The sequence below is a fragment of the Alkalibacillus haloalkaliphilus genome, assembly GCF_007991275.1.
GTDB lineage: Bacteria > Bacillota > Bacilli > Bacillales > Alkalibacillaceae > Alkalibacillus > Alkalibacillus haloalkaliphilus.
This window is the reverse complement of record NZ_BJYA01000004.1, coordinates 18,832-32,652: the sequence shown is the minus strand read 5'-3', so window position 1 is coordinate 32,652 and position 13,821 is coordinate 18,832. Positions and strand designations below refer to the sequence as shown.

Sequence of the window (13,821 nt, the reverse complement as noted above, 5' to 3'; positions counted from 1 at the left end):
ATGTTGTTTGTACTTCATTAATTTTAAGTTTCATGAGATGATAATATTCAAAGGCTAAATTTTTTGCTAAAATAGTAATAGTAAAACTCGTAAATGATGAACTAGGAGGTGCACCGCTGTGGAAGCAATTGAACTAACTATGGGTATTGTTTCGTTAGGTGTCATTGCATACTTTATCGGATCTTGTTATATCGATAACGTTAAAAACTAATTAAAGCAACATCCTTAATATTAGACGAATGAAAAGTGTGAAATGTTTCAAAACATTTCACACTTTTTTTATTTATGAACGATTATGGAAGTGAAAGGAGGTTGACAAGATGGAAAATGTCCAAAAAATTAACAGTCAACTGCAGTTACTATTTGTAACAGGAATTGATGAACATGGGGAAGAGGTGATCTCACGTCGAAGTTATAACAACGTTAAGCCTGAGGCAGAAGACGACGCTGTAATTGCTGTAGCACAAGTTCTATCTCAGCTTCGACAAGACCCGCTATATGAGGCATTACGAAATGATCAGTCTTTATTACTAGATAATGAATAAGAGGGGGAATTTAAATGAGTAAACGTTTAGAACTAAGGTTTAGAAATGAACAAGGACGATTGGCAACTATTAGTGTTGAAAATCCTGTAGAGCCAGTAGATCCAGAGCAGGTTAAGCAAGCTATGGACACAATTTTAGAACAAGATATTTTCACTTCTGCATCATATCCTTTAACTGAAATCGCCCATGCACAAGTAGTTGAACGTAACGTAGAAGAAGTATCTTTAGATTAATGATGTATTGAAGAGGGAGGTGGCACCATTTGTGTCACCTCTCTTTTTACAAGGATCAGAAAGGTGGAGAGAGTATTGTTTGAGACATTGATTACTTGGGTTCCTGAGGTTGGCTTCCCGATTTTGGTGACTTTTTATTTGTTACATCGAATTGAGAAGAAACTTGAACAGCTCAACGACTCAATTATGAACTTACCAATATTAGTCGATAAATAAACAAAATCCCGTCACAATTTAGTGGCGGGATTTTGTTTATCTCGTAAACGACATGTTGCCAAAAGGAAAGATAATCACTTCTGAACGGCCAATAATGTCTTCACCTTCAATTAACCCAAGACCATTTCGGCTATCTTTACTAATTTCACGGTTGTCACCCATGACATAATACTGCCCATCTGGTATTTCAATTGGATCGATATTGCCTGTTCCCTCTAATTCGTGGTCGGTTAGATAATCCTCATCAACAGCTTCTCCATCTATATATAAAACGTTGTCTCGTGCTTCAAGTGTTTCATTTGGTAATCCAATAACACGTTTAACATAATTTTTATGAGGGTGTTGGATAATGACGATATCACCACGATCAGGCTCGTCGATAATATATACAGCCTTGTTGAATATGACGCGCTCTCCACTTTCTAAAGTAGGGTCCATGCTAGCACCTTCAACAACAGAAGTTGCAAAGACAAAAGTGCGTAAAATAAATGCAATGACTAAAGCAATTACGATCGCTTTTGTCCATTCCCATATTTCTCTTTTCAAAGGGACTCTTCCTTTCTCACAATGCTTACTTATAATTATATGTACTTTTCTTACAATAGCTTGTTATATATATCCTATCATATAATTAGTATATTCGTTAAAGTAATTTCAACATACCAAATGTTTTATAAATATACTAGTTAAAGGTTAATGACTTGTTTAATATTTTGTTAACATTATATTAAAATCATTTAACAAATTAAATTTATTTTGATTAAACCTTTGACATATCCGAATTTTGGCAATAAAATATTCTAATTAGGTTAACGTGTTTTTTGAGGGGGAAATGGTCCATTGAAAGATCAATAGCGTTTAATATATTTAGAGAGAAGAATAGAAGTCTTGCGTAAACAGATGATTGATGTAGCATCTGAACAAGGGTATACGAGTTGTGAATCAGTGAGGCTATCACAAGAGTTAGATTCATTAATTAATGAATATTTAAAACTAGATCCTCAAAGCCGAAAACAAATTATTGATTAATGAATAAAGCATAATATACGCTATAAGGAAATTGAAAAGCCCACTGTCGGTCCAGTGGGCTTTTCTGTGTTTAAGTTATTGTTTAGAAAGAAAGTCTTCTAATCGATTTAAACCTTCTTCAAGCACTTCCATGTTATAAGCGTATGAAAGGCGCATGTATCCTTGGCCGTATTCACTGAATGCGTCTCCCGGGACAAGTGCTAATCCAGCCTCATCTACTAAACGTAAACCTAAGTCGAATGAAGTGTGGTCGGAAACTTTAAGCTTAGGAAATACGTAAAAGGCGCCATCTGGCTCAACAACGTCTAATCCCATTTGTTTCAAACGCTTTAGCACGTAAGCGCGTCTCTCTGCATAAGATTGACACATTATTTCACTATCATTTTTCCCTACGGTTAAAGCTTGTAATGCAGCATATTGGCTAATTGAAGTTGGACAGGACACGTTATATTGATGAACCTTTAGAATATGCTTACGAATACTGCGGTCCGCTAGTAAATAACCGATTCTAAACCCAGTCATAGAATGCGACTTAGATACACCTTGTATGACAATCGTCTGTTCACGAACTTCTTCAAAACTTGCGATTGATACGTGAGGTTCATTGTAGGTCAGTTCACTATATATTTCATCAGCTAAGATGAAAATTGGTTGGTCTTTTAACAATTGAGCAATCTCTTCTAATTCATCTTCTGTTAATGTGACTCCAGTAGGGTTAGATGGGTACGGTAAAATCACGCATTTTGTTTTGTCTGTAATGTGTTCTTTAATCAGCTGTGCTGTCATTTTAAAATCGTTGTCACGTGTGTCTATATGAACTGGAACACCACCAGCTAGTTTAATGAGTGGTTCATAACCAGGGTATACAGGACCAGGTAATAACACTTCTTCACCAGGTTTAATAATAGTTCTTAACGTTACGTCGATTGCTTGTGAAGCTCCAACGGTCACAATAATTTCATCTTCAGAGTCGTAATTAAGGCCGTACTTCTCATTTGTGACATCATGAATGGCTTGGCGTAGAGGTAAAATACCAGCATTTGGTGTATAAGTTGTTTGGTTATCGTCGATTGCTTGTTTTGTCGCTTCTTTAATATGTTCTGGTGTATTAAAATCTGGTTGGCCAATTGTTAGTGATACGACATCTTCTTTTCCAGAAACTAAATTGAAGAACTTGCGAATACCAGATATTTCGATATTTTTAACGTTGTTGTTAATGTATTGTTCCATGTAAATGCACCTAGCTTTCTCTATTATGTTTAAAAGAGGCTACAACCGTTGATAATGGTTGTAGGAGGGGATGTGGATGTTTAATCAATTATATGATTTTATCATGGGCAATCTTTTATTTGTTGTATTGTTTTTAGTTATGATGATCTCGCTATACTTTTTAATTAAACCGTTAATCCAATTTTGGATGAGCAAGCAGTGCTTACATACACTAACTTATTGGATTGCAAGTACTACGATGTTCATTATAATAGTTGGATACTTATATTTTACTAATCATTCAATTGTTAGTAGTGCTACAGGAATGAAAGAGTTAACATTAAGCTTACTGATTGCGGTCAGTGGATTTGGATTATGTTTGATGGTCTACTCAGTCAGTAAAAGTTTATCACAATTTATTCGTAACAGAAATACGACATCTTAATTGAATTTTCGACAAAAATAGTTTCATACCTTCTTATGTTTGTCATATAATGGTACAAGTATAAGGGGGATTTTGAAGTGGAGTTTATAATATTTGCTTTATTATTAGTCTTAATTTTGTTCGTTTTAAATATCGTTTCAAGTGTGTGGTCTTATCGCGATGCTAAGCGCAAAGGGAAAAGTAATGAATATGCGATGATTGTATTGTTCGGGACAATTTTCTTTCCGTTTATTGGGTTTATCGTCTACTTAGTTATAAGGAATGATTAAAAAAGGATTCGTGCTGAATGCACGAATCCTTTTTGTTATTAATCTAACAAGATGTTTAAGTCATCAATAATTTGGTCCATTTCTTCAGAGCTTGTTCCAGAATAGTTATTAATAGCTGTTCCTTCTGGGTCGACGATAAAGAATGATGTCCCGTGACTAACTTGGTCATGCCCGTCTACTTTTGAAACGAGTAGTTTGAAAGAACTCGCTGCAAAGCTTTCAATTTCCTTTTGCGAGTATCCCGTTAAAAAGTCCCAATTCGAATAATCTGCATCAAATTGATTGGCGAATGTTTTTAAAGTATCAGGGTCATCGTATTCTGGGTCAACTGAGAAAGAAACAAACCGTACGTCAAGGTCTTGGTCTTCAGCTTCTTGTTGGAGGTTTGCCATATTTGATGTCATTGGTGGGCAAACTGTATTACAATTTGTAAATATAAAATTAGCGACCCAGTATGTACCTTCTAAGTCATCTAAGGTTACTGTTTCTTCATCTTGGTTTGTGTATTCGAAATGTTCAATGTCAATATTAATTTCTGAGTCAATTTCACTTGCTTCGCTACCATTACAACCAGCAAGAAGTATTGCAATTGCGATTAAACTTAACCCGTATATTATTTTGCGGTGTTTAAACATTTTTGATCAACTCCATTTCCTCGTCAACTCATATTGTAACATGTCGAATCATTAAAATAAGACCGAAAGTGTAGCATATTTTAACAATTTATTGACAAGGGTTAAATTAAGCTTGTTTTAAGTTGTAGACGTTGATCTCAGGGCGGCATAAAAACCGAAATGGAAGGCGTGTTGTCCCGACTCCTCGTGATGTGAAAAGTTGCAATCGATCCCCTAATGTATGTTTTCCTTCAACATATTTCTGCCCTAATGCTGGTGTTACAACATAACCGTAAAACGGGATTTGAACTTGTCCGCCATGGCTATGTCCTGACAGTTGTAGGTCAAAAGGTAAGTGAACAATATCATCAGCATAGTCCGGTTCATGGCATAACAAAACGTTAAAACTTCCTTCATTCTCATCGTTAATTAACTGATCAGGTCTAGGATTACCAAGTAAAATATCATCTAAACCGGATAAATTAATATAATCATTTTCTATTTCTATTTGTTCTGTGTCATTTTTCAATAATTTAAACCCAGAATCATTCATTACGTTTAAAATCGTTGTTGTTCCATAGCCACCATGGTCATGATTGCCATAGATCCAAAACTTTCCGAATGGAGCTTCTAATCGACTTAATTGGTCAATGATCTCTCTATATTTGTCGCTTGAAATGAGTGATGGATCATCAGTTAAGTCCCCAGTAAAAACGATTAAGTCAGGTTGCTGGTTTTGTATAGCATTGACTAATTTCTTTAAATCTTTGTTTCGATATTGAAAACCGATGTGTGTATCGGTAAATTGAACGATTTTAAAATTGTTAAACGAACTAGGGATTCTGTGGGAGCGGACATCGTTGTTTTGTACTTTAAGCCAAAATGGTTCTACATCATGTGCGTAATAGTAACCACCATAGACTGTTGCAACCGTCCCGAGAGTCCCAATGGTTGCTCTTTTTAAAAATGATCTTCTTGTCATAAATCTCGTCATAGTGATAGCCATCCCTTATGTATTCTTGGTATTCATTATACCATGTTTACCACCAGTGTTGGCCTTGTCATGAAAATGTAAATGATATTGACATAAAATTTTGAAAAATGTTTGTTAGTTCGTTACAATAGACAGAGGAGAATGAATATTCATTCATTCTAAAAGTCAGTTAGTGCTTACAAACAAGGAGAGGTATTAGATGAGAAATGAAGTTGTAATCGTAACAGGTGGTTCGAATGGTATGGGCAAGTATATGGCGAAGAAATTTGCCCAAGAAGGTGCGTTAGTGGCTATTACAGGTCGAAAAGAAGATAAGTTAAACGAAGCGAAAGCTGAAATAATGCAAGATGCTAAAGGCGATGTTATGACGGTTGTTATGGATGTTCGCAATTTGAATGATGTCGAGCGAATGGTTCAAGATGTGACAGACCATTTCGGCCGTATCGATCACTTAGTAAACAATGCGGCGGGCAACTTTATTGCGCCAGCTGAAAAATTATCACCGAATGGTTGGACATCAGTTATTGATATCGTCCTTAACGGTACATATTATTGTTCTCATGCTGTTGGAACGTATTGGATTGAAAATGGCATAAAAGGGACAATTTTAAACATGGTAGCAACTTATGCATGGGATGCAGGACCAGGTGTTATCCATTCAGCGTCAGCCAAAGCAGGTGTACTAGCGATGACACGTACATTAGCTGTTGAATGGGGAAGACGTTACGGTATTCGTGCTAATGCGATTGCTCCAGGTCCAATCGATCGTACTGGTGGAGCCGATAAGCTGTGGGAGTCAGAAGAAGCAGCAAAACGAACGATTAAATCCGTACCACTTGAGCGCTTAGGTGAGCCTGAAGAAATTGGAGATCTCGCTTACTTTATGTTGTCAGATAAAGCAAAGTATTTAAATGGTGAAGTGATCACATTAGATGGTGGACAATCACTGAACCAGTATCCGTTTTAAAAAATAAAACCGGTGAGGTAATACTCACCGGTAAAATCAATTATTTTATTAAGCCAACACAACATAAAACAGGATGGCAAAAAAGTGAAACGCGCTACCAGCTATGACAAATATATGCCAAACAGCATGGTGATATGGAAAGCCTCTCCACATGTAAAAAATACTTCCGACAGAATATAACACTCCACCAATAATTAAATAAACTAACCCGGTCAATTCCATCTCCGCTGATAATGGACGCCAAACGAACACGATAAACCAACCAAGGATAATGTAAAGTAAAGTAGAAACGACCATAAATCTATGTACGAAAAATACTTTGAAGACAATCCCTAAAATCGCGACTCCCCAAACGACGCCTAACACTGTCCAGCCGACAGGCCCTCTTAATAAAATGAGTAAAATCGGTGTGTAAGTTCCAGCAATGAATAAATAGATCGACGAATGATCAAGGAATAAAAAGACATCTTTCGCTTTACCTGGTTTTAAACTGTGGAGAATAGTTGAAGATAAATACATTAGTAACATCGTCGTTCCGTAAATAGTAACTGAAACAACTTGCCACGGGCTACCGTTTAACGAAGCAAATACAATTAAAATGACAAGTCCCGCAATACTTAATGCAGCACCAAGGCCATGAGTTATCGCATTTGCAGCCTCTTCTTTTCGTGAATAATCATATGGCATAATTCTCATCCCTCTTTTCTATTTAACCAGTATAGCTCATTTTAAATCTAAGTTAAACATTATTCATTTTTCAAGATTTATGTTAAAATATTTCTTGGAAACGAGACAATTTCCAATTGGTTTCGTTTGATGAGGAGGACAAACATGCTAGAAACAAAAGAGTTTGATTTAGCGACAACTCTTGTGCAGGAAAAGATGGTCGATGCTGAAAAGGTAGCACACGTACAAAACAGTAACCCACTAGAACATGCACTATTAGTTCTAACTAAAACAGGTTACAATGCAGTACCTGTCTTAGATTTCCACGGCAAATTCGAAGGCATTATTAGCAAGTCACATATTCTAGAAGCTATGTTTGGTGTTGAAAAAATCGAAGTTGAACTATTAGAAAAGAAAACGGTTAGTGATTGTATGGATCGCGAAATACCTACACTATTAATCGATGATACGATCGAGCAGGCATTGCATGAGTTGATTGATTATAACTTTGTCTGTGTTGTCGATGAAGACCAACAAATGCAAGGAATTATAACGAGAAGACAATTGTTAAAAGAATACCGTAACGAATATTACAGAAAACGTAACAAATCATAATGAAAGATTTTTAGTCAAAGGTTAATAAATTGCTTGTAACAGGCCTTAATCCTTTGATAAATTAAAATAGTAAAAAGAACATAGATGGAGGATTTTACGATGAACCAAATGGATGCAAACGAAATTATTAACTTTATTTCAAACGCTAAGAAATCAACACCAGTTAAAGTATACGTTAAAGGTGATTTAGAGAATGTTGAGTTCCATGAAGATGTGCAAGCATTTATTACAGGAAGCTCAGGTGTCATCTTTGGTGAGTGGAGTGTTGTTAAAGAAGAATTAACAAAGCATGAAGCGGCAATTGAGGATTACGTAATTGAAAATGATCGTCGTAATTCAGCAATTCCAACATTAGACCTTAAAAATATTAATGCACGTATTGAGCCAGGTGCGATTATTCGTGACCAAGTTGAAATTGGTGATGGTGCCGTTATTATGTTAGGTGCTTCAATTAACATTGGTGCTGTTGTTGGCGAAGGTACAATGATCGACATGAACGTTGTATTAGGCGGTCGTGCAACTGTAGGTAAGAACTGCCACATTGGTGCAGGTTCTGTTCTAGCAGGTGTAATTGAGCCACCTTCTGCAAAGCCAGTTGTAGTTGAAGATGGAGCAGTTGTTGGTGCTAATGCAGTTATTCTAGAAGGTGTAACAGTAGGTGAAGGAGCAGTTGTTGCTGCAGGTTCAATCGTAACTGAAGATGTTGCGCCAAACACTGTTGTAGCAGGCACACCAGCTAAGAAGATTAAAGACATCGATGACCAAACTCGTAACAAAACAGAAATTAAACAAGAACTACGTAAACTAGACAACTAAAAAGTCATCGTTCATAATTAAAAGCGGAAGTCACATTGATGATTTCCGCTTTTTTAGATTTGGATACATAAAGTGAAAGGTTTGAAAACAATGACGAATGCTAATTGGATTAAAATAAGAAGAGATTTACACCAAATTCCTGAATTAGGTTTTCAAGAATTTAAAACACAACAATATTTACTCGACTATATTGAAACACTTCCTCAAGAACATATAACAATCACTAAATGGAAGACAGGTATTTTCGTTTTCGTTAAAGGAACAGTAGGGGAGAAGACAGTTGCTTACCGTGCTGATATAGACGGTTTACCCATTACTGAAGAAACAGGTTTAGATTTCGTTTCACAGCACGAAGGAAGAATGCATGCTTGTGGACACGATTTACATATGACAATTGCTTTAGGTTCATTAACACAAATTGTTCAAGAGCGAATTGAGCACAATGCATTATTTGTGTTTCAACCAGCTGAAGAAGGACCGGGTGGGGCACAACCAATGCTTGCAAGTGAGGAAATGAAGCAGTATGACATTGATTATATTTTTGCTTTACACGTTGATCCAAAACGACCAGTCGGAACAGTTGCATCAAAAGAAGGGCTTCTATTTGCGAATACGAGTGAATTGTTTATCGATTTTCACGGAAAAGGTGGTCATGCAGCCTATCCACATGAGACGAAAGATATGATGATGGCAGCAAGTGCGTTTAACGTGCAATTACAGCAAGTCGTTGGACGTATGGTGAACCCATTAGAGGATGCTGTTGTAACATTAGGGAAAATGGAAGCAGGTACTGTACAAAATATCATCCCTGAACATGCTCGTGTTGAAGGGACGATTCGTACAACGGCGGCGAAGACAATGCCAGAGATTAAACAATCAATCGAGCGTATTTTACGTGGAATTGAAGTAAGGTATGAGTGTCAAACAAGTGTCGATTACGGTGCGAATTATTATATGGTTCATAATGACGGGGAGTATGTTGAGCGTTTTAAAGATGCTTTAAGTGATACGAATATCGAGTTCATCGAGGCGGAAGAAGCAATGACAGGTGAGGATTTCGGGTATATGTTAAGAGATTTACGCGGCTTTATGTTTTGGTTAGGTGTTGACTCAGAACATGGATTGCATAACAGTAAACTAAACCCGAAAGAAGATGCTATTGAAGTTGGAATTGAAGCAGTTGTTAAAATGATGAAATCATAGTTTTTATTTCTTTCGGTTTGTTTTAAACACCGCTCCATCAAAATGCTTCGCTTTTACCCACAGGGCACAAGTGCAACATCTGCTCAAACTTCCCAAGGTCGTTTGTCGCAGTGTTTTCTATGCAGGGGCACGGCTCGAGCCAGGCAACTTCATCGAAACTGCATCTTTGAAACTTGCACCGAGGAAGCCTGCTTCGGAGCATTGCTTGTAGACGCAGGTGCATCACTCGGCCCAAAGAACGGGGCCTGTGGGGTCTCGAGACTCGTGCTGTTCCCGCTGGAGTCTTCGCATTTTAATTCCGCTAAGTATCTGCTACTAATATGAAAACTCGCAGATTCGCATTCATTTTAACAACACTCTATCCTTTGGTCACAGCCTCTTTGTATGGTGTTGTTTTATTGTCTCAGTAAGTATAGTATCTTTAATCCATCCGAACTACCAGACATACTCATCCACTTTGGATATTTTAATGGAATGATCGTTATTAAAAATTGAATTAAGTTATAGAGTATGAGGCCGATCAAAAATGCTGTTAGAGTATTAGAAGTAGTTAACGTAGAAATCCCTCCGAAAGCTAAGGCGAGAAGTAAAGACATCAGGGGGCCTCCAATTAAAGCGAAAAGTTTCTGTCTATTACTTAAGCTATTTTCCCATGAACAATAACCATTCAGCGACAAGTTCAAGGAAAAATGAACCCTACCAATTTTAAAATTAATTTTGCTCTTGTTTTTGTTACCTAAATAGATTTTCGCGTGAGATTTTGACGTTGTTGTAACAGCAATTGAGTGGCCTAATTCGTGGAGCATAGTACAAAAAGGGAAGAGGACGATGTATAAAAAGAATACTAAATTCATCGTTTTCACTCCTAGAATTCATAAGTTGATTAAATTATAGCATGTATGAAAGGTATTTACTTTATTTTCAAAAAAATGAGTTCACTTTATTAAGTGAACTCGGATTTATACTAGACTTAGATAGTTAATAATTATAACGTTCTCCGCGCAGCTTGTTGTATTGGATCCCAAACACCATTGTATGGTGGGGCATAAGCCAAGTCTAAATTTAGAAGGTCTTCGGTAGTCATGTTGTGGTAAAGGGCGGTTGCTAATACATCAATCCGTTTATCCACGCCCATAACACCGATTACTTGCCCACCTAAAAGACGTTTAGAGCCTTTGTCAAAAACGATTTTTACTGTTACATTTTGACCTTTTTCGTAGTAGCCTGCAATTGCATTTGTTTCTACTTTAACAGAGTCATACGGTATATTTAATTGTTTGGCTTCTTTTTCTGATAATCCCGTTCTACCAATATCAAGGTCAAAAAACTTTAAAATTGATGTTCCGACAATTCCTTGGAAAGCTCGATTATGACCAATCATGTTCATTCCAGCAATCATACCTTGCTTGTTAGCAGTTGTTCCTAAGGGTACGAAATCGTTTAATTGTTTGACTCTATGATAATGACTAGCACAATCCCCAGCTGCATAAACATCATCTATATTCGTTTCCATATAGGCATTGACGATGATTTCACCTTTAGGGCCAAGGTGAAAGTCATCTGAAACCATGTCTGTATTAGGTTTTACACCAACATTGATTAATACCATATCTGTTTCATATTCATTTTTGTCTGTTATAACAGTATCGACATATTCTTGGCCTTTAAAAGACTGGACTGATTCATTAAAAACTAATTCCACACCTTTTCGTTTAGCTTCTTCATGGATTAATTCAGCCATATCTTCGTCAAATGGGTTCATAAGTTGGTTACCACGTTGAATAATTCGAACGTCAATACCGATTTCTTTAATATTTTCTGCAAGTTCTAATCCGATAAAACCGCCGCCGACGATGGTAACAGTTTTAGGTTGGTAGTTGTCGATATAACCTTTAATCTCTTTGGTATCAGGGATATATTTCATCGATATAATGCCATTTAAGTCTAATCCTTCCCAGTCAGGTTGAACAGGACTCACACCTGTGGCAATGAGTAATTGATCATATTCTACTTGAAAAGGTTCTCCAGTATCAGTCTGAACTCCGCTTACAGTTTTGTTCTCATAGTCTAGTTGTGTCACTTCATGATGAATACGAGCATCAATACCGTATTTGTCTCTGAACACTTCAACAGGACGAGCGATGACATCGTCTGTTGATTCAACTTGACCACTTAATACGTAAGGAAGTCCGCATTGACCATAAGAGTAATACTCGCCTCGCTCTAACGTTACTATTTCATCATGCTCATCGCCACCGCGTTTTATTTGCATGGCGGCACTCATTCCTGCTGCATCGCCACCAATAATGACATACTTCATATTCACACCTCACTTATATCTTCTTGCTTATTAAATAGAGCCCATGACAATCATGAGCTCTAACCCTTAAAATTTACTGTTCATTTTTGTTTAAAACGACGTGGTGTGGGAACGGAATTTCTATGCCTGCTTCATCAAGCGCTTCTTTCATTGCTTTACGTAGATCGCGTTCAACACCCCATTGTTCCATTTTTTCTGTTTGGGCTATAACACGTAAAACAACTTCTGAAGAGCCAAAGCTTTGTACTCCGACAACGTCAGGTCCTTCTTTAAGACGTCCATCACCTGTGAACTGATCGCAAACGTTTTGTAGTACACGGATCGCTTCATCAATGTTTTCACTATACCCTATGTTCATGTCGACTAATGCACGCATATTACCACGAGTATGGTTATTGACGACTTGGATATTACGGTTAGGAATGTAGTGCAATGTACCGTCAAAGCCACGTAGTTTAGTCGTTCTTAAACCTAATTCTTCAACGATACCATCATGACCGCCAGCTGTTACATAGTCATCTACGTCAATTTGTTTTTCGATTAAAATGAAAAAACCTGTAACAATGTCACTAACTAATCCTTGTGCACCAAAGCCAACTGCCAAACCAACGATACCAGCACCGGCTAGAATTGGTCCTAAAGGAATTCCTAAAATACCTAAAAACGTAACAATGAAGAAGAACAATAAAACGTATGTAAAAACATTTACGAGAAGGTTTTGTAATGTTTTTGTACGTCCTTCACTTAACTTCTGTCTTTTGGCCGTTTGCTCAACACCTGAAGTTACTGCTTTCTTACCTAATGGAGCTACGATTAAGTAAACAATGATTAATAAAAGTAGCTGTCCACCAATAGTCATAGCTGAATCGATTAAGCTGTCTACATTGATTAGATCCATAATAATGCTCCTAACTTTTTAGTTTCTTTTAATTATATACCACAAACCGACAAGTTTTAACCTTATGTTTAACTACAAAAAGAGATGGTTATAATGGTACCGTATGACAAGATTTTGTCATCTCTATAATTATGTTGACGATTCTTGTACGTTTGTTATAATTTATAATGGTTTTTGTAAAAAGACAAATACATAATAATGGAGGTATTCACTATGGCAGAACGCATGGTAGGAAAACAAGCGCCACGTTTTGAAATGGATGCAGTAATGGCTAATAAAGAATTTGGTAAGGTTTCTCTTGAAGAAAATATGAAAGAGGATAAGTGGACAGTTCTATTCTTCTATCCAATGGATTTCACTTTCGTATGCCCAACTGAAATTACAGCGATGTCTGATCGTTATGATGAGTTTGAAGATTTAGACGCTGAAGTAATCGGTGTTTCAACTGATACAATTCACACGCACTTAGCTTGGATTAATACTAGCCGTGAAGACAATGGTCTAGAGCAGTTAGCTTATCCATTAGCTGCTGATACGAATCACCAAGTTTCTAAAGATTACGGTGTTTTAATTGAAGAAGAAGGAATCGCGTTACGCGGTCTATTCATTATTGACCCTGAAGGTGAGCTAAAGTATGCTACTGTCTTCCATAATGATATTGGTCGTGACGTAGATGAAACTTTACGTGTACTACAAGCACTACAAACTGGTGGTCTTTGCCCAGCTAACTGGAAGCCAGGCCAAACGACTCTATAAGTTATAAATTGTTACATTTTTAGAGG

19 protein-coding genes are annotated in these 13,821 nt (G+C 36.9%); 11 read left to right on the top strand and 8 right to left on the bottom strand.

Annotation, left to right across the window (positions count from 1 at the left end):
• Positions 1-320 precede the first annotated feature (320 nt).
• The 3 genes from AHA02nite_RS05515 (at position 321) to AHA02nite_RS05505 (ending at position 994) form a co-directional block, all read left to right on the top strand.
• On the top strand, positions 321-545 hold the full coding sequence (locus AHA02nite_RS05515; RefSeq protein WP_146815194.1) for a DUF1659 domain-containing protein: 225 nt from the start codon (positions 321-323) through the stop codon (positions 543-545).
• A gap of 14 nt (positions 546-559) precedes the next feature.
• Positions 560-778: a DUF2922 domain-containing protein gene (locus tag AHA02nite_RS05510; protein ID WP_146815192.1), complete on the top strand. Its 219-nt coding sequence runs from the start codon at positions 560-562 to the stop codon at positions 776-778.
• 75 nt (positions 779-853) lie between these two features.
• Entirely contained in the window at positions 854-994 is a 141-nt protein-coding gene (locus AHA02nite_RS05505) for a YvrJ family protein (protein ID WP_017187109.1), read from the top strand.
• A gap of 36 nt (positions 995-1,030) precedes the next feature.
• Here the strand turns inward: AHA02nite_RS05505 and lepB are convergent, their stop codons facing one another.
• Complete coding sequence (lepB, locus tag AHA02nite_RS05500; RefSeq protein WP_146815188.1) at positions 1,031-1,540, bottom strand: signal peptidase I; 510 nt, start codon at positions 1,538-1,540, stop codon at positions 1,031-1,033.
• A gap of 315 nt (positions 1,541-1,855) precedes the next feature.
• On the opposite strand from lepB, the gene AHA02nite_RS05495 reads away from it, so the two are divergent.
• Positions 1,856-2,023: an aspartyl-phosphate phosphatase Spo0E family protein gene (locus AHA02nite_RS05495; protein WP_146815186.1), complete on the top strand. Its 168-nt coding sequence runs from the start codon at positions 1,856-1,858 to the stop codon at positions 2,021-2,023.
• A gap of 75 nt (positions 2,024-2,098) precedes the next feature.
• Here AHA02nite_RS05495 and AHA02nite_RS05490 read toward each other — a convergent pair whose 3' ends face one another.
• Positions 2,099-3,253, bottom strand: a complete 1,155-nt coding sequence (locus tag AHA02nite_RS05490; RefSeq protein ID WP_146815184.1) for an aminotransferase A — start codon at positions 3,251-3,253, stop codon at positions 2,099-2,101.
• Between the two features lie 76 nt (positions 3,254-3,329).
• Between AHA02nite_RS05490 and AHA02nite_RS05485 the strand changes: the two genes are divergently transcribed.
• Both AHA02nite_RS05485 and AHA02nite_RS05480 read left to right on the top strand, forming a co-directional pair.
• Complete coding sequence (locus tag AHA02nite_RS05485) at positions 3,330-3,677, top strand: hypothetical protein (RefSeq protein ID WP_146815182.1); 348 nt, start codon at positions 3,330-3,332, stop codon at positions 3,675-3,677.
• A 77-nt stretch (positions 3,678-3,754) separates the two neighbouring features.
• Positions 3,755-3,946: a hypothetical protein gene (locus tag AHA02nite_RS05480; RefSeq protein WP_017185880.1), complete on the top strand. Its 192-nt coding sequence runs from the start codon at positions 3,755-3,757 to the stop codon at positions 3,944-3,946.
• Positions 3,947-3,984: 38 nt separating this feature from the next.
• Here AHA02nite_RS05480 and AHA02nite_RS05475 read toward each other — a convergent pair whose 3' ends face one another.
• Positions 3,985-4,581, bottom strand: a complete 597-nt coding sequence (locus tag AHA02nite_RS05475; protein WP_146815180.1) for an SCO family protein — start codon at positions 4,579-4,581, stop codon at positions 3,985-3,987.
• A gap of 106 nt (positions 4,582-4,687) precedes the next feature.
• Positions 4,688-5,554, bottom strand: a complete 867-nt coding sequence (locus AHA02nite_RS05470) for a metallophosphoesterase (protein WP_246118819.1) — start codon at positions 5,552-5,554, stop codon at positions 4,688-4,690.
• 199 nt (positions 5,555-5,753) lie between these two features.
• Between AHA02nite_RS05470 and fadH the strand changes: the two genes are divergently transcribed.
• On the top strand, positions 5,754-6,521 hold the full coding sequence (fadH, locus tag AHA02nite_RS05465; RefSeq protein ID WP_146815178.1) for a 2,4-dienoyl-CoA reductase: 768 nt from the start codon (positions 5,754-5,756) through the stop codon (positions 6,519-6,521).
• Positions 6,522-6,569: 48 nt separating this feature from the next.
• Here fadH and trhA read toward each other — a convergent pair whose 3' ends face one another.
• Positions 6,570-7,208 carry a PAQR family membrane homeostasis protein TrhA gene (gene trhA / locus AHA02nite_RS05460; RefSeq protein WP_146815177.1) on the bottom strand — a complete coding sequence of 213 codons (639 nt, stop codon included), beginning with the start codon at positions 7,206-7,208 and terminating at the stop codon, positions 6,570-6,572.
• A gap of 144 nt (positions 7,209-7,352) precedes the next feature.
• On the opposite strand from trhA, the gene cbpB reads away from it, so the two are divergent.
• From cbpB to AHA02nite_RS05445, 3 genes are all read left to right on the top strand, one after another.
• Positions 7,353-7,802, top strand: coding sequence for a cyclic-di-AMP-binding protein CbpB (cbpB, locus tag AHA02nite_RS05455; protein ID WP_146815175.1), 450 nt, complete (start codon positions 7,353-7,355; stop codon positions 7,800-7,802).
• Positions 7,803-7,901: 99 nt separating this feature from the next.
• The gene (gene dapD / locus AHA02nite_RS05450) at positions 7,902-8,618 is read left to right on the top strand and encodes a 2,3,4,5-tetrahydropyridine-2,6-dicarboxylate N-acetyltransferase (RefSeq protein ID WP_146815173.1); all 717 of its coding nucleotides are present in this window, start codon (positions 7,902-7,904) and stop codon (positions 8,616-8,618) included.
• 90 nt (positions 8,619-8,708) lie between these two features.
• The gene (locus AHA02nite_RS05445; RefSeq protein ID WP_146815170.1) at positions 8,709-9,821 is read left to right on the top strand and encodes an N-acetyldiaminopimelate deacetylase; all 1,113 of its coding nucleotides are present in this window, start codon (positions 8,709-8,711) and stop codon (positions 9,819-9,821) included.
• A gap of 395 nt (positions 9,822-10,216) precedes the next feature.
• Here the strand turns inward: AHA02nite_RS05445 and AHA02nite_RS05440 are convergent, their stop codons facing one another.
• The 3 genes from AHA02nite_RS05440 to AHA02nite_RS05430 form a co-directional block, all read right to left on the bottom strand.
• Entirely contained in the window at positions 10,217-10,417 is a 201-nt protein-coding gene (locus AHA02nite_RS05440; RefSeq protein ID WP_146815168.1) for a hypothetical protein, read from the bottom strand.
• A gap of 389 nt (positions 10,418-10,806) precedes the next feature.
• Positions 10,807-12,141: an FAD-dependent oxidoreductase gene (locus AHA02nite_RS05435; RefSeq protein ID WP_146815166.1), complete on the bottom strand. Its 1,335-nt coding sequence runs from the start codon at positions 12,139-12,141 to the stop codon at positions 10,807-10,809.
• Positions 12,142-12,214: 73 nt separating this feature from the next.
• Positions 12,215-13,039, bottom strand: coding sequence for a mechanosensitive ion channel family protein (locus tag AHA02nite_RS05430; protein ID WP_146815164.1), 825 nt, complete (start codon positions 13,037-13,039; stop codon positions 12,215-12,217).
• Positions 13,040-13,252: 213 nt separating this feature from the next.
• Between AHA02nite_RS05430 and AHA02nite_RS05425 the strand changes: the two genes are divergently transcribed.
• The gene (locus AHA02nite_RS05425) at positions 13,253-13,795 is read left to right on the top strand and encodes a peroxiredoxin (protein WP_146815162.1); all 543 of its coding nucleotides are present in this window, start codon (positions 13,253-13,255) and stop codon (positions 13,793-13,795) included.
• Positions 13,796-13,821: the final 26 nt, after the last annotated feature.

Excerpts from the sequence above, each read along its gene's own strand:
- AHA02nite_RS05515 (WP_146815194.1), top strand. The coding sequence starts at position 321 with ATGGAAAATGTCCAAAAAATTAACAGTCAACTGCAGTTACTATTTGTA.
- AHA02nite_RS05510 (WP_146815192.1), top strand. The coding sequence starts at position 560 with ATGAGTAAACGTTTAGAACTAAGGTTTAGAAATGAACAAGGACGATTG.
- AHA02nite_RS05490 (WP_146815184.1), bottom strand. The coding sequence starts at position 3,253 with ATGGAACAATACATTAACAACAACGTTAAAAATATCGAAATATCTGGT.
- AHA02nite_RS05485 (WP_146815182.1), top strand. The coding sequence starts at position 3,330 with ATGTTTAATCAATTATATGATTTTATCATGGGCAATCTTTTATTTGTT.
- AHA02nite_RS05475 (WP_146815180.1), bottom strand. The coding sequence starts at position 4,581 with ATGTTTAAACACCGCAAAATAATATACGGGTTAAGTTTAATCGCAATT.
- AHA02nite_RS05470 (WP_246118819.1), bottom strand. The coding sequence starts at position 5,554 with ATGACGAGATTTATGACAAGAAGATCATTTTTAAAAAGAGCAACCATT.
- fadH (WP_146815178.1), top strand. The coding sequence starts at position 5,754 with ATGAGAAATGAAGTTGTAATCGTAACAGGTGGTTCGAATGGTATGGGC.
- trhA (WP_146815177.1), bottom strand. The coding sequence starts at position 7,208 with ATGCCATATGATTATTCACGAAAAGAAGAGGCTGCAAATGCGATAACT.
- cbpB (WP_146815175.1), top strand. The coding sequence starts at position 7,353 with ATGCTAGAAACAAAAGAGTTTGATTTAGCGACAACTCTTGTGCAGGAA.
- dapD (WP_146815173.1), top strand. The coding sequence starts at position 7,902 with ATGAACCAAATGGATGCAAACGAAATTATTAACTTTATTTCAAACGCT.
- AHA02nite_RS05445 (WP_146815170.1), top strand. The coding sequence starts at position 8,709 with ATGACGAATGCTAATTGGATTAAAATAAGAAGAGATTTACACCAAATT.
- AHA02nite_RS05440 (WP_146815168.1), bottom strand. The coding sequence starts at position 10,417 with ATGTCTTTACTTCTCGCCTTAGCTTTCGGAGGGATTTCTACGTTAACT.
- AHA02nite_RS05435 (WP_146815166.1), bottom strand. The coding sequence starts at position 12,141 with ATGAAGTATGTCATTATTGGTGGCGATGCAGCAGGAATGAGTGCCGCC.
- AHA02nite_RS05430 (WP_146815164.1), bottom strand. The coding sequence starts at position 13,039 with ATGGATCTAATCAATGTAGACAGCTTAATCGATTCAGCTATGACTATT.
- AHA02nite_RS05425 (WP_146815162.1), top strand. The coding sequence starts at position 13,253 with ATGGCAGAACGCATGGTAGGAAAACAAGCGCCACGTTTTGAAATGGAT.